This is a genomic window from Streptomyces sp. NPDC089915 (assembly GCF_040684675.1).
Classification (GTDB): Bacteria; Actinomycetota; Actinomycetes; order Streptomycetales; family Streptomycetaceae; genus Streptomyces.
On record NZ_JBFBGN010000031.1, the window covers coordinates 24,887 to 46,397 of the forward strand.

At 72.3% G+C, this 21,511-nt stretch carries 19 protein-coding genes; 8 read left to right on the forward strand and 11 right to left on the reverse strand.

What is annotated here, in order from left to right:
- Positions 1 to 22: 22 nt before the first annotated feature.
- The 3 genes from AB0O29_RS12775 to tyrS all read left to right on the forward strand — a co-directional run bounded on the left by AB0O29_RS12775 (position 23) and on the right by tyrS (position 4,344).
- Positions 23 to 1,546, forward strand: coding sequence for a TldD/PmbA family protein (locus AB0O29_RS12775; RefSeq protein WP_365150488.1), 1,524 nt, complete (start codon positions 23 to 25; stop codon positions 1,544 to 1,546).
- Between the two features lie 88 nt (positions 1,547 to 1,634).
- Complete coding sequence (locus AB0O29_RS12780; protein WP_365150391.1) at positions 1,635 to 3,023, forward strand: metallopeptidase TldD-related protein; 1,389 nt, start codon at positions 1,635 to 1,637, stop codon at positions 3,021 to 3,023.
- 52 nt (positions 3,024 to 3,075) lie between these two features.
- The gene (tyrS, locus tag AB0O29_RS12785; protein ID WP_365150394.1) at positions 3,076 to 4,344 is read left to right on the forward strand and encodes a tyrosine--tRNA ligase; all 1,269 of its coding nucleotides are present in this window, start codon (positions 3,076 to 3,078) and stop codon (positions 4,342 to 4,344) included.
- Positions 4,345 to 4,423: 79 nt separating this feature from the next.
- Here tyrS and AB0O29_RS12790 read toward each other — a convergent pair whose 3' ends face one another.
- Positions 4,424 to 4,702 carry a GlsB/YeaQ/YmgE family stress response membrane protein gene (locus AB0O29_RS12790; protein WP_365150397.1) on the reverse strand — a complete coding sequence of 93 codons (279 nt, stop codon included), beginning with the start codon at positions 4,700 to 4,702 and terminating at the stop codon, positions 4,424 to 4,426.
- A gap of 137 nt (positions 4,703 to 4,839) precedes the next feature.
- On the opposite strand from AB0O29_RS12790, the gene AB0O29_RS12795 reads away from it, so the two are divergent.
- The gene (locus AB0O29_RS12795; protein WP_365150400.1) at positions 4,840 to 5,172 is read left to right on the forward strand and encodes a DUF3099 domain-containing protein; all 333 of its coding nucleotides are present in this window, start codon (positions 4,840 to 4,842) and stop codon (positions 5,170 to 5,172) included.
- 138 nt (positions 5,173 to 5,310) lie between these two features.
- The gene (locus tag AB0O29_RS12800; protein WP_365150403.1) at positions 5,311 to 5,538 is read left to right on the forward strand and encodes a hypothetical protein; all 228 of its coding nucleotides are present in this window, start codon (positions 5,311 to 5,313) and stop codon (positions 5,536 to 5,538) included.
- Between the two features lie 78 nt (positions 5,539 to 5,616).
- On the opposite strand, the gene moaA is transcribed toward AB0O29_RS12800, so the two are convergent.
- From moaA to AB0O29_RS12815, 3 genes are all read right to left on the reverse strand, one after another.
- Positions 5,617 to 6,606 carry a GTP 3',8-cyclase MoaA gene (gene moaA / locus AB0O29_RS12805; protein ID WP_365150405.1) on the reverse strand — a complete coding sequence of 330 codons (990 nt, stop codon included), beginning with the start codon at positions 6,604 to 6,606 and terminating at the stop codon, positions 5,617 to 5,619.
- Positions 6,607 to 6,770: 164 nt separating this feature from the next.
- Positions 6,771 to 8,396, reverse strand: a complete 1,626-nt coding sequence (locus tag AB0O29_RS12810; RefSeq protein ID WP_365150408.1) for a cation acetate symporter — start codon at positions 8,394 to 8,396, stop codon at positions 6,771 to 6,773.
- Positions 8,393 to 8,758 carry a DUF485 domain-containing protein gene (locus AB0O29_RS12815; RefSeq protein ID WP_365150411.1) on the reverse strand — a complete coding sequence of 122 codons (366 nt, stop codon included), beginning with the start codon at positions 8,756 to 8,758 and terminating at the stop codon, positions 8,393 to 8,395. Before AB0O29_RS12815 ends, AB0O29_RS12810 begins: the two co-directional genes overlap by 4 nt.
- Before the next feature lie 280 nt (positions 8,759 to 9,038).
- Between AB0O29_RS12815 and AB0O29_RS12820 the strand changes: the two genes are divergently transcribed.
- Complete coding sequence (locus AB0O29_RS12820) at positions 9,039 to 10,586, forward strand: S8 family serine peptidase (RefSeq protein WP_365150414.1); 1,548 nt, start codon at positions 9,039 to 9,041, stop codon at positions 10,584 to 10,586.
- A 66-nt stretch (positions 10,587 to 10,652) separates the two neighbouring features.
- Here the strand turns inward: AB0O29_RS12820 and AB0O29_RS12825 are convergent, their stop codons facing one another.
- From AB0O29_RS12825 to AB0O29_RS12835, 3 genes are read right to left on the reverse strand one after another with little or no spacing between them, the layout of a single operon-like run.
- Entirely contained in the window at positions 10,653 to 11,696 is a 1,044-nt protein-coding gene (locus AB0O29_RS12825; protein ID WP_365150417.1) for a zinc-dependent alcohol dehydrogenase family protein, read from the reverse strand.
- 29 nt (positions 11,697 to 11,725) lie between these two features.
- Positions 11,726 to 12,400: a lysoplasmalogenase gene (locus tag AB0O29_RS12830; protein ID WP_365150420.1), complete on the reverse strand. Its 675-nt coding sequence runs from the start codon at positions 12,398 to 12,400 to the stop codon at positions 11,726 to 11,728.
- The gene (locus tag AB0O29_RS12835; protein ID WP_365150423.1) at positions 12,397 to 13,302 is read right to left on the reverse strand and encodes a sterol desaturase family protein; all 906 of its coding nucleotides are present in this window, start codon (positions 13,300 to 13,302) and stop codon (positions 12,397 to 12,399) included. Before AB0O29_RS12835 ends, AB0O29_RS12830 begins: the two co-directional genes overlap by 4 nt.
- 92 nt (positions 13,303 to 13,394) lie before the next feature.
- On the opposite strand from AB0O29_RS12835, the gene AB0O29_RS12840 reads away from it, so the two are divergent.
- Positions 13,395 to 16,472 carry an NACHT domain-containing protein gene (locus AB0O29_RS12840; RefSeq protein WP_365150426.1) on the forward strand — a complete coding sequence of 1,026 codons (3,078 nt, stop codon included), beginning with the start codon at positions 13,395 to 13,397 and terminating at the stop codon, positions 16,470 to 16,472.
- A gap of 23 nt (positions 16,473 to 16,495) precedes the next feature.
- On the opposite strand, the gene AB0O29_RS12845 is transcribed toward AB0O29_RS12840, so the two are convergent.
- From AB0O29_RS12845 to AB0O29_RS12860, 4 genes are read right to left on the reverse strand one after another with little or no spacing between them, the layout of a single operon-like run.
- On the reverse strand, positions 16,496 to 17,722 hold the full coding sequence (locus tag AB0O29_RS12845) for an amidohydrolase family protein (protein WP_365150429.1): 1,227 nt from the start codon (positions 17,720 to 17,722) through the stop codon (positions 16,496 to 16,498).
- Positions 17,719 to 19,005, reverse strand: a complete 1,287-nt coding sequence (locus AB0O29_RS12850) for an amidohydrolase family protein (protein WP_365150432.1) — start codon at positions 19,003 to 19,005, stop codon at positions 17,719 to 17,721. The genes AB0O29_RS12845 and AB0O29_RS12850 overlap by 4 nt, the downstream gene beginning before the upstream one ends.
- Before the next feature lie 11 nt (positions 19,006 to 19,016).
- Positions 19,017 to 19,901, reverse strand: coding sequence for an SDR family NAD(P)-dependent oxidoreductase (locus AB0O29_RS12855; RefSeq protein ID WP_365150435.1), 885 nt, complete (start codon positions 19,899 to 19,901; stop codon positions 19,017 to 19,019).
- Position 19,902: 1 nt separating this feature from the next.
- The gene (locus AB0O29_RS12860; RefSeq protein ID WP_365150437.1) at positions 19,903 to 20,700 is read right to left on the reverse strand and encodes an acetoacetate decarboxylase family protein; all 798 of its coding nucleotides are present in this window, start codon (positions 20,698 to 20,700) and stop codon (positions 19,903 to 19,905) included.
- Between the two features lie 150 nt (positions 20,701 to 20,850).
- Here AB0O29_RS12860 and AB0O29_RS12865 point away from each other — a divergent pair, with 150 nt between their 5' ends.
- On the forward strand, positions 20,851 to 21,471 hold the full coding sequence (locus tag AB0O29_RS12865; RefSeq protein WP_365150440.1) for a helix-turn-helix domain-containing protein: 621 nt from the start codon (positions 20,851 to 20,853) through the stop codon (positions 21,469 to 21,471).
- The last annotated feature ends 40 nt before the right edge of the window (positions 21,472 to 21,511 follow it).

Sequence of the window (21,511 nt, forward strand, 5' to 3'; positions counted from 1 at the left end):
CCCCGACCCCGGGAGGACCCCCGTGGCCCATTCCATCGACGCGGCCTTCACCACGCTGCCCCTGCGGGCGCTCGCCGACGCGGCGCTCGCGCGGGCGCGCGCGCTGGGCGCCGACCACGCCGACTTCCGCCTGGAGCGGATCCGCAGCGCCTCCTGGCGGCTGCGCGACGCCAAGCCCGCCGGCGGTTCCGACACCACCGATCTCGGCTACGCGGTCCGGGTGGTGCACGGCGGCAGCTGGGGCTTCGCGTCCGGTGTGGACCTGACCATGGACGGCGCGGCCAAGGTGGCCTCGCAGGCCGTGGCCATGGCGAAGCTGTCGGCCCAGGTCATCAAGGCCGCGGGCGCCGACGAGCGGGTGGAGCTCGCCGCGGAGCCGGTGCACGCGGACAAGACCTGGATCTCCGCCTACGACGTGAACCCCTTCGACGTGCCGGACGCCGAGAAGTCGGCCCTGCTCGCCGACTGGAGCTCGCGGCTGCTGGCCGCCGAGGGCGTCGCACACGTGGACGCCTCGCTGCTCGCCGTCCACGAGAACAAGTTCTACGCCGACACCGCGGGCACCACGACCACCCAGCAGCGGGTGCGCGTCCACCCGCAGCTGACCGCCGTCGCCGTCGACGCCACCACCGGCGAGTTCGACTCCATGCGCACCATCGCCCCGCCCGCCGGGCGCGGCTGGGAGTACCTGACCGGCACCGGCTGGGACTGGGACGGGGAGCTGGAGCGGATCCCGGGCCTGCTCGCCGAGAAGATGCGCGCCCCGAGCGTCGAGGCCGGCCGCTACGACCTGGTCGTGGACCCGTCCAACCTCTGGCTCACCATCCACGAGTCCATCGGCCACGCCACCGAGCTGGACCGGGCCCTGGGCTACGAGGCGGCGTACGCGGGCACCTCGTTCGCCACCTTCGACCAGCTGGGCACCCTCAAGTACGGCTCCTCGATCATGAACGTGACCGGCGACCGCACCGCCGAGCACGGCCTGGCGACCATCGGCTACGACGACGAGGGCGTCGAGGCCCAGAGCTGGGACCTGGTCAAGGACGGCACCCTGGCCGGCTACCAGACCGACCGGCGGATCGCGAAGCTGACCGGCCTCGGCCGCTCCAACGGCTGCGCCTACGCCGACTCCCCCGGGCACGTGCCGGTCCAGCGGATGGCGAACGTCTCGCTCCAGCCGGATCCGGGCGGGCTGTCCACCGAGGATCTGATCGGCGGGGTGGAGCGCGGGATCTACGTGGTCGGCGACCGCTCCTGGTCGATCGACATGCAGCGCTACAACTTCCAGTTCACCGGGCAGCGCTTCTTCCGGATCGAGAACGGCCGGCTGGCCGGGCAGCTGCGCGACGTCGCCTACCAGGCCACGACCACCGACTTCTGGGGCTCGATGGAGAAGGTCGGCGGCCCGCAGACCTACGTCCTGGGCGGCGCCTTCAACTGCGGGAAGGCCCAGCCGGGCCAGGTCGCGGCCGTCTCCCACGGCTGCCCGTCGGCCCTGTTCCGCGACGTGAACATCCTGAACACCACGCAGGAGGCGGGTCGATGAGCACGCACGATCACCACGGAACCCGCCGGGGGTCCGGGGGTCGCCCCCCGGGACGGCACAGTCTGAACACCACGCAGGAGGCCGGCCGATGAGCCGTACCAAGCCCCACGAGATCGTCGAGCGGGCCCTGGAGCTGTCCACCGCCGACGGCTGCGTCGTCATCGCCGACGAGGAGTCCAGCGCCAACCTGCGCTGGGCCGGGAACGCGCTGACCACCAACGGCGTCACCCGCGGCCGCAACCTCACGGTGATCGCCACCGTCGACGGCGCGCAGGGGACGGCCTCGGGGGTCGTCTCGCGCTCCGCCGTCACCGCCGCCGACCTGGAGCCGCTCGTCCGCGCCGCCGAGGCGGCCGCGCGGGCGGCCGGTCCCGCCGAGGACGCCCAGCCGCTGGTGACCGGCACCCCGGCCTCGCCGGACTTCACCGACGCCCCGGACGAGACCTCCTCGGCCGTGTTCGCGGACTTCGCCCCGGCCCTCGGCGAGGCCTTCGCCCGCGCCCGGGCGGGGGGCCGGGAGCTCTACGGCTTCGCCAACCACGAGCTGGTCTCCACGTACGTCGGCACCTCCACGGGCCTGCGGCTGCGCCACGACCAGCCGAACGGCACCCTGGAGCTCAACGCCAAGTCCCCGGACCGCCTCCGCTCCGCCTGGGCCGGGCGCGCCACCCGCGACTTCAAGGACGTCGACCCGACCGTCCTGGACGCCGAGCTCGCCGTCCGCCTCGGCTGGGCCGAGCGCAAGGTGGAGCTGCCCGCCGGGCGGTACGAGACGCTGCTGCCGCCGACGGCCGTGGCCGACCTCCTGATCTACCAGATGTGGTCGGCGGCGGCCCGGGACGCGGCGGAGGGCCGGACGGTCTTCTCCAAGCCCGGCGGCGGCACCCGGATCGGCGAGCGGCTCTCGCGGCTGCCGCTGACCCTGCGCAGCGACCCGAACGCGCCGGGCCTGGAGTCGGCGCCGTTCGTGATCGCGCACAGCTCGGGCGACGACGCCTCGGTGTTCGACAACGGCCTCCCGGTGCCGGCGACCGAGTGGATCAGCGGCGGCGAGCTGGCCCGGCTGACCACGACCCGGCACAGCGCCGCGCTGACCGGGCTGCCGCTGTCGCCGGCCTTCGGGAACCTGATCCTGGAGGGCGGCGGGGAGAAGTCGCTGGAGGAGATGGTGGCGGGCACCGAGCGGGGCCTGCTGCTGACCTGCCTCTGGTACATCCGCGAGGTCGACCCGGCCACCCTGCTGCTCACGGGCCTGACCCGGGACGGGGTCTATCTGGTGGAGAACGGGCAGGTCACGGGCGAGGTGAACAACTTCCGGTTCAACGAGTCCCCGGTGGACCTGCTCTCGAGGGCCTCGGAGGCCGGACGCACCGAGAAGACGCTGCCGCGCGAGTGGGGCGACTGGTTCACACGGGCCGCGATGCCCGCTGTCCGCATCCCGGACTTCAACATGAGTTCGGTCAGCAAGGGCGTCTGACGCACCTAGACTGAGCACGGCATTTCCACAATTCGTAAGGAGTCGAGAGACCGTGACGGACATCGTCGACGAACTGAAGTGGCGCGGGCTGTTCGCCCAGTCCACCGATGAAGAAGCGCTGCGCAAGGCCTTCGCGGACGGTCCCGTCACGTTCTATTGCGGCTTCGACCCGACGGCGGCCTCGCTGCACGTGGGACACCTGGTGCAGGTGCTCACCGTGCGCCGGCTCCAGCAGGCGGGCAACCGCCCGCTGGCGCTGGTCGGCGGGGCGACCGGGCAGATCGGCGACCCGCGGCCGACGGCCGAGCGGACGCTGAACGACCCGGAGACCGTCGCGAACTGGGTGACGCGCCTGCGCACGCAGATCGAGCCGTTCCTGTCCTTCGAGGGCGAGAACGCCGCGGTCATGGTGAACAACCTGGACTGGACCGCGGGCATGTCCGCGATCGAGTTCCTGCGGGACATCGGCAAGCACTTCCGCGTCAACAAGATGCTGACGAAGGACTCGGTCGCCAAGCGGCTGGAGTCCGACCAGGGCATCAGCTACACCGAGTTCAGCTACCAGCTGCTCCAGGGCATGGACTTCCTGGAGCTGTACCGCCGCTACGGCTGCGTCCTGCAGCAGGGCGGCTCGGACCAGTGGGGCAACCTGACGGCCGGGCTGGACCTGATCCACCGCATGGAGCCGCAGGCCGAGGTGCACGCGCTGGCGACCCCGCTGATGGTCAAGGCGGACGGCACCAAGTTCGGCAAGTCCGAGAGCGGGGCCGTCTGGCTCGACCCGGAGATGACCACCCCGTACGCGTTCTACCAGTTCTGGCTGAACGTGGACGACCGGGACATCTCCACCTACATGCGGATCCTGTCCTTCCGGTCCCGTGAGGAGCTGGAGGAGCTGGAGGCGCAGACCGCCGAGCGTCCGCAGGCGCGCGCCGCGCAGCGGGCCCTCGCGGAGGAGCTGACCACGCTGGTGCACGGCGCGGACCAGTGCGCGGCCGTGATCGCGGCGTCGAAGGCGCTGTTCGGCCAGGGCGAGCTGGCGGACCTGGACGCGGCCACGCTGGCCGCGGCCCTGTCCGAGCTGCCGCACGCGAAGGTGGCGGAGCTCGGCCTCGTGGTCGACCTGCTCGCGGAGACCGGCCTGGTCGCCAGCAAGTCCGCCGCGCGCCGGACCGTGAAGGAGGGCGGCGCCTACGTGAACAACGCGAAGGTGACGGCCGAGGACGCGGTCCCCGCGAAGGAGGACCTGCTGCACGGGCGCTGGCTGGTGCTGCGCCGCGGCAAGAAGAACCTGGCGGCGGTCGAGGTGACCGGCGCCTGACGGGCACCACGGCGAGGGGCCGGCGCGGACCACGGGTCCGTGCCGGCCCCTTCGTCATGGCCGGGCCGCGCCGGCGGGGCTACGCCGTGCGGCTCTTGCCGCCCTTGAGGGCCAGGTAGAGCATGTCCCCGAGGCCGACGACGACCACGGCTCCGGCGAGCTGGAGCAGGTGCCGGATCCAGTCGATGCCCCGGGTGTCGTGGACTCCGATCCACGTCGCGACGGCGTTGCCGAGGATGCCGCCGATGATGCCGAAGATGGTCGTCAGCCAGAGCGGCTGGTGCTGCTTGCCGGGCAGGATGGCCCGGGCTATGAGGCCCAGCACGAAACCGACGATGATCGCCCACAACCAAGACATGTCGAGCCTCCTCGCGGCGCGGTGTGCGCATGTGGGGCCAGTCTGGGCCCGCGGGGCGCACCGCGCATTCCGAGCGGCTCCGTCCGGGCGGGACCCCCTCCTCCCCGGCGCCGAGGGGGCGGCGTACCGTGGGGGGCATGCAGCGGACGAAGCGGAACGGGGCCGAGGTCTTCCGGATCACCGGTGCCCGCATGGGACTCGCCGAGGACGTACGGGGGCGCCAGCGCCGGTACGTGATCTCGATGGGAATCAGGACCCTTTCGGTGATCGCCACGGTGATCCTGTGGAACGTGGAGCGCCATGTGGCCATGGTGACGCTCGCCGCCGGCCTCCTGCTCCCCTACATCGCGGTGGTCATCGCGAACGCCGGGCGCGAGTCCGCGCCCTCGCTGCCGTCGCACTTCGTACCCGCCCCTGTGCGCCCCGCACTGGAGGCGGAGAACCTCAGGAAAAGCTCAGATCAATCATGAAGTTCCGGTGCACCCCACCCGGTCCTGCGTGACATACTGCCTACGCGCTCCGCATCCCCCGTCGGAGCGACGGACCGACGCCGGGCAGCTCCCCCCGTGGCTGCCCGGCGTCGCCCTTCCGTTTGTAGGGTGGGGCCCGTGACCTCTTCCGAAACCCCCACCTGTTCCGCCAAGGGCTGCCGCGACGCGGCCGTATGGGTCCTGGCGTGGAACAACCCGAAACTGCACACGCCGGAGCGGCGCAAGACCTGGCTGGCCTGCGAGGAGCACCGCGAGCACCTGTCGCAGTTCCTGGGCGTGCGCGGTTTCCTCAAGGACGTCGTGAAGCTGGACGAGTGGGTGCAGCCGGAGGGCTCCGAGCGCTGAGGCCTCCCCCCGGAACGCCGAAGGCCCCTCCCCGTTGCGGGGAGGGGCCTTCTTCGCGCGTGGTCGCCGGGTCGGGCGCTAGCCGCCGATCGCCGACATCGGGCGGTCGGGCTGGAGGAAGGACGGGTCGTCGAGGCCGGAGCCGGCCTTCTTGCCCCACATCGCCACCTTCCACAGGCGGGCGATCTCCTCGTCCGGGGCGCCCGAGCGCAGCGCCGCGCGCAGGTCGGACTCCTCGGTGGCGAACAGGCAGGTGCGGACCTGGCCGTCGGCCGTGAGCCGGGTGCGGTCGCAGGCCCCGCAGAAGGGGCGGGTGACGGAGGCGATGACCCCGACGGTGGCCGGGCCGCCGTCGACCACCCAGCGCTCGGCGGGGGCGGAGCCGCGCTCGTCGGCGCCCTCCTCGGTGAGGGTGAAGCGGGTGCGCAGGGACTGGAGGATGTCCCCGGCGGTGATCATGCCGTCGCGCTTCCAGCCGTGCTGGGCGTCGAGCGGCATCTGCTCGATGAAGCGGAGCTCGTACTCGTTCTCCACGGCCCAGGCGAGCAGGTCGGGGGCCTCGTCGTCGTTGAGCCCGGGCATCAGGACGGCGTTGACCTTGACCGGGGTGAGGCCGGCCTCGCGGGCGGCGGCCATGCCGTCGATCACGTCGTGGTGGCGGTCGCGGCGGGTGAGGGTCTTGAAGACCTCGGGGCGCAGGGTGTCGAGCGAAACGTTCACTCGGTCCAGGCCGGCGGCCTTGAGGGCCTGGGCGGTGCGCTTGAGGCCGATGCCGTTGGTGGTCAGCGACATCTTGGGGCGCGGCTCCAGGGCGGCGCACCGCTCGACGATGCCGACGAGGCCGGGCCGCAGCAGCGGCTCGCCGCCGGTGAAGCGGACCTCGGTGACGCCCAGCTGCGTGACGGCGATGCGGATCAGCCGGACGATCTCGTCGTCGCTCAGCAGATCGGACTTCCCCAGCCACTGCAGGCCCTCTTCGGGCATGCAGTAGGTACAGCGCAGATTGCACCGGTCGGTGAGCGAGACGCGCAGGTCAGTGGCCACGCGGCCGTACGTGTCGAGAAGCACTGTGGGCCCCCTCCCCTGTCCGGATCTAGAGGTTCTATGGATCGAGCGTACGCGACCCGTGTGTCCCGGAGGGATGCCCGAATGAACGATACGTAACGCGGCCGCGTCGTATGGAAGTACGACGCGGCCACGCACGGTGTTCACGCGGTCTCGGGGAGCCCTCGTCAGTGGGCCCCGGTGCCGGTGAGGGAGCGTACCTCCAGCTCGGCGAACTTCTGGGGGTCGGCCTTCTCCTTGGAGAGGACCGTTCCCAGCCAGCCGAGGAGGAAGCCGAGCGGGATCGAGATGATGCCCGGGTTCTCCAGGGGGAACCAGTAGAAGTCGGCGTCCTTGAACATGGAGGTGGGCTTCCCGGAGACGACCGGGGAGAAGAGCACCAGGCCGACCGCCGCGATCAGGCCGCCGTAGATGGACCACAGCGCGCCCTGGGTGGTGAAGCGCTTCCAGAACAGGCTGTAGAGGATCGTCGGCAGGTTGGCCGAGGCGGCGACCGCGAAGGCGAGGGCGACCAGGCCGGCGACGTTCATGTCGCGGGCCAGGGCCCCGAGGAAGATCGCGACGGCGCCGATGACCACGGTGGACCAGCGGGCGGCACGCATCTCCTCCTTCTCGGTGGCCCGTCCCTTGCGGATGACGTTGACGTAGACGTCGTGGGCGAAGGACGAGGAGGAGGCCAGGGTGAGGCCCGCGACCACGGCGAGGATGGTGGCGAAGGCCACCGCGGAGATCACCGCGAGGAGGATGGCGCCGCCGGTGGAGTCGGGGCCGCCGCCGACGGCCTGGGCGAGCAGCGGGGCGGCGGTGTTGCCGGCCTTGTTGGACTTGATGATGTCGTCGCGGTTGAGCAGGGCGGCGGCGCCGAAGCCGAGGGCGATCGTCATCAGGTAGAAGGCGCCGATGATGCCGATGGCCCAGTTCACGGACTTACGGGCGGCCTTGGCGGTGGGCACCGTGTAGAAGCGGATGAGGATGTGCGGCAGGCCCGCGGTGCCGAGGACGAGGGCGAGGCCGAGGGAGAGGAAGTCCAGCTTGGTGAGCGAGTCCTTGCCGTACTTGAGTCCCGGCTCCAGGAACTTCGCCCCCTGGCCGCTGTGCTCGGCGGCCTGCCCGAGGAGGGCGGAGACGTTGAAGTTGAACTTCAGCAGCACCAGGAAGGTGATCAGCAGGGTGCCCGCGATCAGCAGCACCGCCTTGACCATCTGGACCCAGGTGGTGCCCTTCATCCCGCCGATGGTCACGTAGACGATCATGAGGACGCCGACCAGGGCGACCACGGCGATCTTGCCGCCGTCGGCGGTGATGCCCAGGAGCAGCGAGACGAGCACGCCGGCGCCGGCCATCTGCGCGAGCAGGTAGAAGATCGAGACCACGATGGTGGAGGTGCCGGCGGCGGTGCGGACGGGCCGCTGGCGCATCCGGTACGCGAGCACGTCGCCCATGGTGTAGCGGCCGGAGTTGCGCAGCGGCTCGGCGACGAGCAGCAGGGCCACCAGCCAGGCCACGAGGAAGCCGATGGAGTAGAGGAAGCCGTCGTAGCCGAAGAGGGCGATGGCTCCGGCGATGCCGAGGAAGGACGCGGCGGACATGTAGTCGCCGGAGATGGCGAGGCCGTTCTGGAAGCCGGTGAACTGGCGGCCGCCGGCGTAGAAGTCGGCGGCGTCCTTGGTCTGGCGGCCGGCCCAGACGGTGATGACGAGGGTCGCGACGACGAACAGCCCGAACAGGGTGATGATCAGCGGGCGGTGCTCGGTGGCCCCGGCGGCGGACGTCAGGTACGGGACGGCGCTCATGCTCCGCCCTCCAGACCGTTCTTGATGGCCCGTGCCTTGGGGTCGAGCTTGGCGTTGGCGTGCCGCGAGTACAGCCAGGCGATCAGGAAGGTCGTCGCGAACTGGGCGAGCCCGAGCACGAGGGCGACGTTGATGTTGCCGAAGAGCTTGGTCCCCATGAAGCCGCCCGCGTAGTTGGACAGCAGGACGTAGAGCAGGTACCAGGCGATGAAGGCCACGGTGAGCGGGAAGGCGAAGGAACGGTAGGAGTGGCGCAGTTCGGCGAACTCGGGGCTCTGCTGGACGCGCGCGAACTCTTCGGGCGACACCGGGGCCGGGGCGGGTCCCGCGCCGCCCGGAGGCGGCGCTGCTTGCGTGGTCACGGGGGGTTCTCCTTGTGGCGCGGGTGCGATGGGGACGGACAAAACAACCTCCGTGTGGGGGGCGGTGGTGCCGAGCCCCCCGGACAACGGCACGGCCGGCGGATCGGGACGGTTCAACACCCGTGGATTCCGTGGCGGCTCCGCCTTCCGAACGGCCGAGAACCGCCGATTTCTCGAACTGATGGCGCAAAGGGGAACGGCGACGCTAGGTTCGCCTGTCATGAACGCGTCCGACGCGACCGCGTACGGACTGCTCCTTCACGGATGATGTGGAGAACCCATGGCTCATCTGGGATCCGGCCGCCGGCGTGCCCTCGCCGTTCCGGTCGGTCTGGCGCTCACCGCCTCACTCGCCCTCCTGCCCTCGGTGGCCGCCTCGGCCGCGCCGCTGGGCGACACGGCGGGGCCGGCGCCGGCCGCGCGGGCCGCCGCCACCGGGCCCGCGCTCTCGTACGTGGCGAACCTGACCGCGTACGGCACGGCCCGGCAGGCCGCGAAGGCCGTCGAGCAGGCCGGCGGAACGGTGGTGGCGTCCTACGAACAGATCGGCGTCGTCGTCGCACATTCCCAGAACCCGGACTTCGCCAAGCGGCTGCGGGCCCAGCGGAACCTGTTCGTGTCCGTGGGAGCCACCCGTACGGCCCCCCTCAAGACCGTGCAGACCACCGAGGAGGGCACCACCCAGCGGCTGAGCGACGCGGACGCCGCGCGGGCCGCGGCCGCGGCCGAGCCGGGGCAGGAGCCCCTTGAGGCCAACCAGTGGGACCTGCGGGCGATCAAGGCCGACCAGGCCCAGAAGGTGAACGCGGGCAGCCGGGACGTCACCGTCGGCGTCATCGACACCGGCGTGGACGACACCCACCCCGACCTCGCCCCGAACTTCTCCAGGGAGCAGTCGGCCAACTGCGTCGGCGGCGCCGCGGACACCGCCGACGGCGCCTGGCGCCCCTACCCCGACGGCAGCGACCACGGCACGCACGTGGCGGGCACCATCGCCGCCGCGCGCAACGGGATCGGCGTCAGCGGGGTCGCGCCCGGGGTCAAGGTCGCCGCGATCAAGGTGAGCGAGCCGGGGACCAGCCTCTTCTACACCGAGGCGGTCGTCTGCGGGTTCATGTTCGCCGCGGAGAAGGGGATCGAGGTGACCAACAACAGCTACTACGTCGACCCCTGGTACTTCAACTGCAAGACGGACGACGACCAGAAGGCGCTGGTGGAGGCCCTCACCCGGGCCGGGAAGTACGCCGAGCGCAAGGGCGTGCTGAACGTGGCCGCGGCCGGCAACGAGAACTGGGACCTGTCCGCCGACTCGATCACCGACGACACCAGCCCGGACGACGCCACCCCCGCGCCGCGCACCATCGACCCGAAGGTCTGCCTGGACCTGCCCGCGCAGCTGCCGGGCGTGGTCACGGTCAGCGCCACCGGCGACAAGGGCTTCCGGTCGTACTACTCCAGCTACGGCCTCGGCGTCGTCGACGTGGCCGCCCCCGGCGGCGACAAGTGGCAGGTCCCGGCCACCCCGGACACCAACGGCCGTATCCTGTCCACCCTTCCGGGCGGCGGATACGGTTACAAGCAGGGCACCTCCATGGCCACCCCGCACGTCGCGGGCGTCGCCGCCCTCCTCAAGAGCGCGCACCCGTGGGCCACGCCGGCGCAGCTCCAGGCCATGCTCAAGGCCCAGGCGACGAAGACCGCCTGCCCGGACAAGATCTACGACGGCACGGGCAACCTGATCGACGCCACCACCTGCCGGGCCAAGTGGGGCCAGACCGGCTTCTACGGCGCGGGCGTGGTCGACGCCCTCAAGGCCGTGAAGCGGTAACGGGGCCCCTGCGGCGAGGGGCCGGGCGGGGATCACCCGCCCGGCCCCTCACCCCGCGCCCGCCGGTCAGGGCTTGATCAGGACCTTGAGGGCGCTGCGGTCGTCCATCGCGCGGTAGCCGTCCGGGACCTCGTCCAGGGTCACGGCGCGGTCGAAGACGGGCGCCGGGTCGATCGCGCCGCTCAGCACGTCCTCCAGCAGCTCCGGGATGTACGCGCGGACCGGGGCCACACCGCCGCGCAGGCTGATGTTGCGGTCGAACATCACGCCGAGGTCGAGGCCGGTGCCGCTGCCGTGCGGGACGCCGACGTAGCCGATGGCGCCGCCGTCTCGGGTGATGTTCACGGCCGTGCGCATCGACTGCTCGGTGCCCACGGCCTCGATGACGGCGTGCGCGCCCTGGCCGCCGGTCAGCTCGCGGACGGCCGCCTCGGCCGCCTCGCCGCGCTCGGCGACCACGTCGGTGGCCCCGAACAGCTTCGCGATGTCGGTGCGGGCGCTGTGCCGGCCGAGGGCGATGATCCGCTCGGCGCCGAGCCGCTTGGCCGCGAGGACCCCGCAGAGGCCGACCGCGCCGTCGCCGACGACGGCGACGGTGGAGCCCGCGCGGACGCCGGCGCCCAGGGCGGCGTGGTGGCCGGTGCCCATGACGTCGGAGAGCGCGAGCAGGCCCGTCAGCAGGTGGTCGTCGGAGGCGGCCGCGGCGGGCAGCTTCACCAGGGTGCCGCCGGCGTGCGGGACCCGCACGGCCTCGCCCTGGCCGCCGTCGAAGCCGACCGAACCCCAGAAGCCGCCGTGCACACAGGAGGTGTACAGGCCCTCGGAGCAGTAGTCGCAGGTGCCGTCGGACCACATGAAGGGGGCCACGACCAGGTCGCCGGCCTTCAGGCCGGAGACGGCGGAGCCGGTCTCCTCGACGATGCCGAGGAACTCGTGCCCGATGCGCTGGCCGGGCTGGCGCTGGGCCTCGCCGCGGTAGGCCCACAGGTCGCTGCCGCAGATGCAGGCACGCAGGACGCGGACGACGGCGTCCTCGGGGCGCTGGATCGCAGCGTCGGGCACCTCCTCCACGCGGATGTCGTGCGGGGCGTGGATGACGGTGGCGCGCATGGTGGTGCAGCCCTCCGGTTGAAGATCGTTCAGTCTTGTATGACTTCCCTACGGTACGCCTGCTCCCGGCGGAGTGCGCCCAGGGCCAGCAGGTACTGGGCCGCCAGGTAGGTGGCCATGATCCAGAAGTCGGGGCGCGGGAGCTGCGGCCACTCGGCGACCCCCGTCGCGATGAGGGTGTCGGAGAGCAGGAACAGCGCCCCGCCCGCCCCCGCGACCGCGCCGAGGGCGCTGGAGCGGTAGGCCATGGAGGCGAGCAGCAGGCTGTAGCCGGCCACGGGGATCCGCAGGTCCGCCGGCAGGTCGGGCCACAGCAGCGCGACGGTTCCGGCGAGCGCCACGGCGTACGCGCCCCCGAGCGCGGGGCTGGTCCGGCCCCGCCCGAACAGGGCCAGGTAGCAGACGTGCCCGACGGCGAAGGAGCCCATGCCGACGAGGAAGGCGGGCTTGGCGTCGAAGAGCAGGGCGAGGTCCCCGCCCCAGCCGAACAGCAGGGCGGCGACCAGCAGCCGGGGGGCCCGGAGGGTGAGGACGTGTCCGACGAGCAGCGGCATCAGCAGCGGCTTGGCGATCAGGTGGCCGGGGTGCCAGCCGGCGAGCAGCGAGACGAGGTCGACGGCGGAGGCCAGGGCGAAGGCGCCGAGCAGGATCCGGCCGGCGGCGACCCGCGGTACGGGCCGGGTACGGGTCTGGACGGCGCTCACGCGGCGGGCTCCGGCGCCTTCTCGGACTGCGCGGCCGGGGCCTGGGCCTCGGCGGGCTGGGCGGCCGCGGCCTGGGCGGGCTGCCAGCCCGGCCCCCGGAACACCCGCCCGGCGCGCTCGCGCCAGCTGCCGGCGGCACGGACGTCGCGGGCGATGGCGGCGTACTCGTGGGTGGCCACGCGCAGGGGGTTGAAGGTGTTGATGTTCTTGGTGAGCCCGTAGACGGGCTTGTCGGTCTCCCCCACCCAGGACCCGAACATCCGGTCCCAGACGATCAGGATGCCGCCGAAGTTGCGGTCCAGGTAGCCGCCCTGGGAGGCGTGGTGGACGCGGTGGTGGGAGGGGGTGTTGAAGACGTACTCGTAGGGGCGCGGCAGCTTCCCGATGCGCTCGGTGTGCACCCAGAACTGGTAGAGCAGGTTGATGCCGTAGCAGAACGGGACCGCCGCGGGATGTACCCCGAGGGCGACCATCGGCAGGTAGAACCACCAGGTGGTCGCGCTGGTCCAGGGCTGGCGCAGGGCGGTGGTGAGGTTGAAGTTCCGGCTGCTGTGGTGGACCACGTGGCAGGCCCACAGGATCCGGATGACGTGGTGGAGCCGGTGCTGCCAGTAGTAGAGGAAGTCCTGGACGAGCAGCATCAGCAGGGCGGTCCACCACAGGAACGGCACCCGCAGCGGGGTCAGTTCGTAGACGGCGGTGAAGACCGCCACGACCGGGATCTTCCAGAGCAGGTCGAAGCCGATGCTGCCGAGCCCCATGGTGACGCTGGTGACCGCGTCCTTGGCGTCGTAGCCGGCGGCGTCCTCGTCGGGATGGAGCCGGTAGCTGACCACCTCGATGACGGTGAGCAGCACGAAGGCGGGTATGGACCACAGCACGACATCGGGCAGATTTGGCATGGGCGCACCTTAGGGCGGGTTCCGGGGTGCCGCTAGGGGTTGTTACCGATCAGTATCCGACGGGGTTACCTCGGGTACAAGGGGGAGGGTGCATGGCAGGGGTGGAAACCGCCGCACTCCGGGCGGCGAGCACGGCGGCGGGCTGGCTGTACCGGTCACGGCTCGGGCAGGTACCCGGCGCGGGCCTCGTCGACCGGCCGGTCCGGCCGGCCGCGCGCTGGCGCCGGCCGGAGGAGCTCGGCGCCCCGGAGGCGCGGAGGCTGGCCGGGGAACTGGCGGACCGGCTGGGCGCGGCCGCCGCCCGGCTGCCGGAACACGAACGGCTCGCGGCGCTCGACGCGGTCGCCGACGCCTTCGCGGCCGGGACGGGCCGCCTGGACCCGGAGGCCCTCTTCGCGGCGGACCTGGACCCGGCGGAGCTGGCGGCCCGGCTGCCGGTGCCGCCGGGGGCGGGGCTGAGCCCGGCGGCCGGGGCCCTGGCCCGGGACCTGATCCGGCTGGCCTGCGCGCACGCGGTGGAGTACCTGACGACGCTGCCCTCGTTCGGGGCGCGGGCGGAGGTGGAACTCGTCCGGCGCACCGGGGCGTTACAGCGGTCGGTGGACCGGCTGGCGGACCGCGCCGACGGGGCGGCACACGCCTTCGAGGAGCGGTACGCGCGCTACGTGGCCGACACCCACGGCCGGCTCCAGCTCTTCGGCCTGACCACCGGCCGGGCGCGGGAGGAGTGGCCGCTGGACCTGGCGTACATCGGCCTGGCCGTGAGCGGGGAGCAGCCGCCGCTGCTGCCGGGCGAGCCCGGACCGCACCGTACGACGCTCCGGGCCGACCAGGCGCTCGGCGCGGCGGAACGGGTGCTGCTGCGCGGCCCGGCGGGCTCGGGCAAGAGCACCCTGCTCCAGTGGCTGGCGCTGAACGCGGCCCGGCGGGCGGAGGGCCCGTGGGCCCTGTCCGTGCCGTTCGTCCTTCGTCTGCGGTCCTTCACGACGTCCGACCACCTGCCCCTGCCGGAGGAGTTCCTCAAGGCGGGCGGCGTACCGCTGTCGGCTCCGCCGGGGTGGGCGGAGGAGCTGATGCTGAGCGGCCGGGCGCTGGTCCTGGTCGACGGGGTGGACGAGGTCCCGCAGCGGCTGCGCAGCCGCACGGAGGCCTGGCTGCGCTCCCTGATCTCGGCCTTCCCGCGGGCCCGCTACGTGGTCACCACCCGCCCTTCGGCGGTGCCGGAGGACTGGCTGGCGGGGCAGGGCTTCGTCCCGCACGCGCTGCTGCCGATGGAGCGGGAGGAGGTGGGGGCGTTCATCGGGCACTGGCACCGGGCCGCGCGGGCGGAGTGTCCGGGCGAGGAACTGGACGCGTACGAGTCCTCGCTGCGCGAGGCGGTGACGGCGCGGCGTGACCTGGGCCGCCTGGCGACCAACCCCCTGATGTGCGCGCTGCTCTGCGCCCTGAACCGGGACCGGCGGATGCAGCTGCCCCGGGCGCGGAAGGAGCTGTACGACGCGGCGCTGGACATGCTGCTGGTCCGGCGGGACACGGAGCGGGAGATCGCGGGGGTGGAGGGGGTCTACCTCTCCCGGGACGAACAGATCCTGCTGCTCCAGCGGTTCGCGTACTGGCTGATCCGCAACGGCCAGGTGGAGGCGGGGCGGGAGGAGGCCGTCGAGCTGGTCGGGGAGTGGCTGGAGGCCATGCCGCAGGTCCGGGGCGATGCGGGGCAGGTCTTCACCCACCTCCTGATCCGCAGCGGGCTGCTGCGCGAGCCGGTGAAGGGCTCGGTGGACTTCGTCCACCGCACCTTCCAGGACTACCTGGGCGCGAAGGCGGCGGTGGAGTCGAGGGACTTCGGCGTCCTGGTCCGCAACGCCCAGGACGACACGTGGGACGACGTCATCCGCATGGCGGTGGGGCACGCCCGCCCGGACGAACGCACCCGCCTGCTGCGGGGCCTCCTGAAGCGCGCGGACAAGGTCAAGGGGGCCCGCAACCGCCTGACCCTCCTGGCCGCCGCCTGCCTGGAACACGCCCCGGAACTGGACCCGTCCCTGCGGAGCGAGATCCAGTCCCGCACGGCGGAGCTACTGCCGCCGCGCACGCCGGAGCAGGCGGAGGAGCTGGCGAAGGCGGGGGAGCTGGTGCTGGAGCTGCTGCCGGGGCCGAAGGGACTGGGCGAGGAGGAGTCTGCCGCCACGATCCGGACAGCATCCCTGGTGGGCGGGGAACGGGCCCTCTCCGTGATCCGCCGGTTCCGCGAGGACGTACGCGACCTGGCTGCGACGGAGCTGGACGACTCCTGGGGCCGCTTTCCAGCCGCTGAGTACGCCGGGGCGGTACTCACCGAAGCTTCGCTGGGAGGCGGCGTGCTGACGCTGCGAACGCAGACGCAGCTGAACTGTCTGGCGTCACTCCCCCAGTTCGACCGCTTGCGGCTGTACGACATCCCGCGGATACCGCCCGAGGTCGCGACGCGCAGCGGCCTGCGCATGCTGTACGTGCTCAACTCACCCGAGTTGACGGACCTCGGACCGCTGGCCGGGCAGTCGGGTCTGGAGCATCTCGGCCTTTCCCATTGCACGGCGCTGTCAGACCTTGGACCACTGGCGGAACTGCCGCTGAAGAACCTCTTCACGATCGGCACCCACCATGTCGATTTGGGGGTTCTCGGGCGGCTTCCCGACCTGGTCTCACTCGGTCTGGCCACCACCGGTGGCCACCGGTCGGTGGGTGACCTGCCGGGACTGCGACAACTCACCAGCCTGTGGCTCTACGAGGGCACGGAGCAACTGTCCCTGGACGGGTTGGAGCGCTGGCCCGACCTGTCGTACCTGAGCCTCTCGGGGAACCGACAAGCCGAGGAACTCTCCGCGGTGGTCCGGGCGCCCGACCTCACCTCGTTCCAGCTCCTCCACCACCACTCGTTCGACGCCGGTGATCTGCTGCGGTTCCCCAGCCTGAACACCGTCCACTTCGCCGACTGCCGGTTCGCCGCCGGACTGGGGGCCCTCAAGGAACTCACCGCGCTGACCCGGCTCTCGTTCAGCGCGTGCGGCACCGTCGACCTCGCACCCCTCGCCCGGATGCCGGATCTGACCGTCCGCATCCACCAGGACATGGAGGTGCGCGGCGCCGAACTGTTCCCGCCCGGGCGGATCAAGTGGCTGAACTCCTACTGATCCGCCCCGGCGGGAGCCGCCCGTCACCAGACCCGGACCGACCCCCCTCGGGCGAACGCCGGGCTGGTGGCGTCCGGGGGGACCGACTTCAACGGCTCGGCCACCTCCGAGACCAGCGGGCCGCACTTCGCCGCCGCCGCGTCCAGCAGGGTCAGGTCGAAGCCGTAGACCCGCGCCGCGTTGCCGCCCACCATCGCCGCGACCTCCTCCCTCGGGAGCCCCGCGTAAGCGATGCGCAGGCCTTCGCGGGAGTACGGGGTGGTGCCCTCGTCGTGGGGGTAGTCGCTGCCCCACATGATCTTGTCGAGGCCGATCCGTTCCCGCAGCGGGACCTCGTGGGGGCGCATGAAGCTGGCGCCCACGAAGCAGTTGTCCCGCCACACCTCGCTCGGGCCCTTGCCCATCGAGTCCGCGAGGCCCGCCCCGAACTTGGACTCCGCCGTGGACGAGGCCGCGACCAGGCGGCCGTGGTAGTAGTCCAGCATCTGCAGGACGCCGGGGATCCAGCCCGAGCCCTGTTCCGTCAGGACCAGTTTCAGGCCCGGGTGGCGGCGGAAGGCGCCGCCGAAGATCAGGTGCCACAGGGCCCGGTGCGAGAACCAGGTGGTTTCCACCATGAAGACCGCTCGGGCCGCCGGCTCGTCCCCCAGCGGCGGCGACGCCGAGCCGCCGTGGTGGTTGACCGGGACGTCCAGTTCGTCGCAGACCGCCCAGATGGGGTCGTACGCGTCCGAGTACAGCTCCGGCACCGTCGACCCGGGCGGGACGCCGGGCAGCAGGACGCCGCCCGTCAGCCCCGCCTCCTTCGTGCGGCGGATCTCCTTCACCGCCGCGTCCACGTCGTTCAGCAGGATCTGCGCCACCCCCGCCCGCCGGCCCGGCGCGTCCGCGCAGAAGTCGGCCAGCCAGCGGTTGTGCGCCTGGAGGCCCGCCCAGCGCAGTTCGTACTCGGCCGCCGACGGGGGCTGGGCCATCAGGGAGGCCTTGGGGAAGAACGGCGGGACGGTGTTCGGGAAGACCACCTCCGCGACGATGCCGTCCGCCTCCAGCTCCGCCAGCCGGCGCGCCGAGTTCCAGTTGCGGTCGGCGGTGTCGGCGAGGAGGTCCTCGTACGGGTTGACGTACGCGGCGGCCCAGGCGTCGAACGCGTCGTGGTGCCGCTTGGCCAGGTACGGCCGGTAGTCCAGCAGGTCGGCGCCCGCGTGGCAGTCCGCCGAGACGACCGTGTAGCGGTCCTCGGTCCCCGTCATGACGAGACCCCCAGCACCGGGAAGTCCTCGCCGGTCAGCCAGTGCCGGCCGGTCTCGCGGGAGCGGGCCCAGGAGGCCTCCACCGCGGCCTGGTCCGGGCTCTGGCCCAGCTCGGCCGGGGTGGGGCCGATCCGGCGGGCGAGCGGGGCGAGCTTCGCCGTGTCGAAGCCGAAGACCTCGGCCGCCGCCAGGCCCAGCATGCGCCGGGTCTCGGCGACGGGGATGTCGTGGAAGGTCCGCGCCAGCCAGTTGCGGGTGTCGGGCCAGGTGCCCTCGGGGTGCGGGAAGTCCGAGCCCCACAGGATGTTGTCCACGCCGATCTCGTAGCGCTGGGCGAGTTCGCGCCGTTTGGTGTTGGTGGCGCAGACGAACACCTGCCGGTCGAGGTACTCGCTCGGCGGCCGCTTGAGCTCCGCGAAGGGCGAGAGCTTCTTGCCGCCGTGCGCGCCGAGGTAGAGGCGGTCCATGAACCACAGCTGGTTCGGCAGCCACCAGCAGCCCGACTCCGCGACCCCGAACTTCAGGCCGGGGTGGCGTTCGAAGGCACCGGACCACAGCAGGAACCACAGCGGCCGGGCCGGCCACCAGGTGACCTCGGAGACGTAGATGCCCAGGTGGTCGCCGTACTCGTGGCGCGGGGCGGCGCCGGAGTGGGTGAGGACGGGCATGCCGGTCTCGGCGGCGGCCGCCCAGACGGGGTCGTAGCGGCGGTCGTGGTAGGGGGCCTTGTCCACCCACATGGAGGGGATCATCAGGGCGCCGAGGCCGGACTCCTTGGCCCGGTGGATCTCGGCGACCACCTTGTCCGGATCGGCGGTGACGGGCAGCAGGGCGACGCCGCAGTGCCGCTCGGGGTTGCGGGAGACGAACTCGGCGAGCCAGCGGTTGTGGGCCTGCGCCCCCGCCATGCCTAGTTCGGGGTCCTGGTCGCCGGAGAGGCCGAGGCCCACGCCGAAGGGGGCGGCGGTCTGGCTGTCCACGGCGTCGGCGTCGGGGAAGACGACCTCGGCCGCGACCCCGTCGCCGTCGAGCTCCTTCAGCCGCTGGGCGCTGTCCCAGCCGCCCTTGAGGCCCTCCTCGTGGTCGTGGAACCACTTCTCGGCGAAGGCCTCGTTGCGGATGCCCAGGCGGGTGGCCTCCTCACGGCGGGCGTCGCGCTGGCCGAGGAACTCGTCGAAGGCGCGGTGGAAGCGGGAGTCGAGGTAGGGGCGGTACTGCTCGGTGGGCAGCCCGGCGTGGCAGTCGGAGGAGATGATCAGGTACGGGTCTTCGTACGCGTTCACGCTGTTTCTCCTCAGTCGAGGATGAAGTTTTCCAGGTAGGCGGGGTTGGCGCGGTCGAGCATGGACTGCGAGCGGGCGCGGATCTGCCGGTCGCTGTGCTCGCTGGCCGGGAGCATCCAGAAGCGGTCGGCGCGGATGCCGTCGACGACGTGCCCGGCGACCTCCTCGACCGGGGTGAAGCGCACCTCGTGCCCGGCGGCGCGCATGGCGGACTCGTACTGGTCGAGGGTCCGGTACGGGGACCTGCGCGGCCGTTCCTTCGCGTAGCGCTCGGGGCGGTTGCGGTGCGACTCCCACAGCCCGGTGCGCAGCATGTGCGGTCCGGGGAAGAGGACGGAGGCGCCGACGGGGGCGCCCTCGGCCTTGAGGTGGGCGTAGAGGGACTCGGTCATGGTGACCACGGCCGCCTTGGTGACGGCGTACACGGAGGCGGTGGGCAGCGGGGCGATGCCCCCGTCGCCGGAGGAGGTGTTGACCACGTGTCCGGGGGCGCCGGCGGCGATCATGCGGGGGACGAAGGCCTGGATGCCGTGGAAGACGCCCCAGACGTTGACGGAGAAGGCCCACTTCCAGTCGTTGGGCTCGTGCTCCCACATGCGGCCCTCGGCGCCCGAGCCGACGCCCGCGTTGTTGCACAGCACGTGGACCGCGCCGAAGGTGTCGTAGGCGGCGTCGGCGAGGGCGACGACGGAGTCGCGGTCGCTGACGTCGACGGTGCGGGCGAGCACCTCGGCGCCCTCCGCCCGCAGTTCGTCGGCGGCCTTGCGCAGGGCGCCCTCCTCGACGTCGGCGAGGACCACCTTGAGGCCTTCGGCGGCGAAGCGGCGGGCCATGGCCAGGCCGATGCCGCTCGCGGCGCCGGTGACGACGGCCACCTGTCCGGTGTCGAGCCTCATGTCACGCACTCCCCTCGGGTGGTCCGTCGAAGGCCTGTTGCGGGTCGTCGTAGCGCTGGTGCAGGTAGGGCAGCAGGGCCTGGGCGCTGACCCGTTCGACGGCCCGGCCCCGCTGGTCGGTGGTCTTCTCGCCGATGGTGAGTTCCACGAGGCGGCGTACGGGCAGGTCGGCGACGGGGTCGTACATCGACTCGCGGAGGATCACGTCACCGGTGAGGTGCTCCAGCCTGCGGACCTTCTCGTTGCGCGTGCAGTGCACGAGGACCGGGTCGTCCTCGAAGCCGGAGCCGTCGACGGCCGGCAGGAACTTGAAGTAGAAGTCCGTCTTCCGGGTGGGTTCGGGCAGCGGCAGCGCCCGGTCCACCGCCCCGCGGACCTCCACGAAGGCGATGCCGTGCCGGGCGAGGGCGGCCCGGACGACCAGCCCCTCGCGCTCCACGGTGACCTCGCCGAGCTTCTTCGGCTCGCCGAAGACCTCGCGGCCGCCGGTCAGGGCGCGCTCGTGGGTCATCGGCATGACGAGGGGGTACCAGCCCTCGACGCCGCCGTGCCGGGCGGAGACGGCCACCGAGCCGGCACCCAGCGGGTAGCCGGGGAGGTCGACCTTGCTGATGTTGGCCCGGACGAGCGGCCGTTCGGCGGGCTTGAGCGGCGGCGGCAGGACGGCCGCCACCACGTCCGGGTCGGTCTCCCAGACGGCCACGACTCCGGTGGACCAGATGTCGGGGAGGTTCGAGCTCTTCTCGCGCGCCGCGGCGGTCTCCGCCTCGGTGCGCGCTCCGTACCGTACGCGTGCCATGTTCCGCACCACCCTTCTGGGGGTCCCCCCGGACGGAGTCCGGGGGAGGGGTTCTGTAACACAGTTACACCGCCGCCGATGAAGGGTAAAGAGGGCCGCACGCACCAAAACTGACGGTGCGTCGGATCAGCCGACCCCGGGAGGACGCCGATGGCGAGGAGCCCGCTCACCCGCGAGGCGGTACTGGCGGCCGCGGCGGCGCTGGTCAGGCGGCACGGCCCGGCCGCCCTCACCATGCGCAAGCTGGCCGCCGAGCTCGGCACGGCGGTCACCTCCATCTACTGGCACGTGGGCAACCGCGAGCAGCTCCTGGACGCCCTCGTCGAGCGGACCGTCCGGGACATGGGCGCCGTCCGGCCCGCCGGCCGCACCCCCGTCGAGCGCATCGTCTCCGTCGCCGCCACCATGCGCCGCGAACTGCGCGAGCGGCCGCACCTGATCGCGATGGTCCACGAACGCGGGCTGACCGACCGGATGTTCCTGCCGGCCCAGCGGGCGCTGGTCGCCGAGGTCCGGGCGGCGGGACTGAGCGGGGCCCGCGCGGCCGACGCGGTGCGCGCCGTCCAGTTCCAGGTGGTGGGCTTCGTCCTGCTGGAGCGCAACCGCGAGCGCTCCCCCGTCCAGTCCCCCGGCGAGGGCGAGCTGTGGGAGCCGGCGGCCGCCCCCGACGACCCGGACCTGGCCCGCGCCCTGGCCCGCCCGGCGGACCCGGAACGGCTCTTCGCGCTGTCGGTGCGGGCCCTGACGGAAGCCCTGCTGGCGGGCGGGTGATCCGCCGGCGGATCGGAACTGTCGGTGAGGGCCCGTATCC

Coding starts and splice junctions, on each gene's coding strand:
- AB0O29_RS12780 (WP_365150391.1), top strand. CDS start 1,635: ATGAGCCGTACCAAGCCCCACGAGATCGTCGAGCGGGCCCTGGAGCTG.
- AB0O29_RS12790 (WP_365150397.1), bottom strand. CDS start 4,702: ATGTCTTGGTTGTGGGCGATCATCGTCGGTTTCGTGCTGGGCCTCATA.
- AB0O29_RS12795 (WP_365150400.1), top strand. CDS start 4,840: ATGCAGCGGACGAAGCGGAACGGGGCCGAGGTCTTCCGGATCACCGGT.
- AB0O29_RS12810 (WP_365150408.1), bottom strand. CDS start 8,396: ATGAGCGCCGTCCCGTACCTGACGTCCGCCGCCGGGGCCACCGAGCAC.
- AB0O29_RS12820 (WP_365150414.1), top strand. CDS start 9,039: ATGGCTCATCTGGGATCCGGCCGCCGGCGTGCCCTCGCCGTTCCGGTC.
- AB0O29_RS12825 (WP_365150417.1), bottom strand. CDS start 11,696: ATGCGCGCCACCGTCATCCACGCCCCGCACGACATCCGCGTGGAGGAG.
- AB0O29_RS12835 (WP_365150423.1), bottom strand. CDS start 13,302: ATGCCAAATCTGCCCGATGTCGTGCTGTGGTCCATACCCGCCTTCGTG.
- AB0O29_RS12840 (WP_365150426.1), top strand. CDS start 13,395: ATGGCAGGGGTGGAAACCGCCGCACTCCGGGCGGCGAGCACGGCGGCG.
- AB0O29_RS12845 (WP_365150429.1), bottom strand. CDS start 17,722: ATGACGGGGACCGAGGACCGCTACACGGTCGTCTCGGCGGACTGCCAC.
- AB0O29_RS12855 (WP_365150435.1), bottom strand. CDS start 19,901: ATGAGGCTCGACACCGGACAGGTGGCCGTCGTCACCGGCGCCGCGAGC.
- AB0O29_RS12860 (WP_365150437.1), bottom strand. CDS start 20,700: ATGGCACGCGTACGGTACGGAGCGCGCACCGAGGCGGAGACCGCCGCG.
- AB0O29_RS12865 (WP_365150440.1), top strand. CDS start 20,851: ATGGCGAGGAGCCCGCTCACCCGCGAGGCGGTACTGGCGGCCGCGGCG.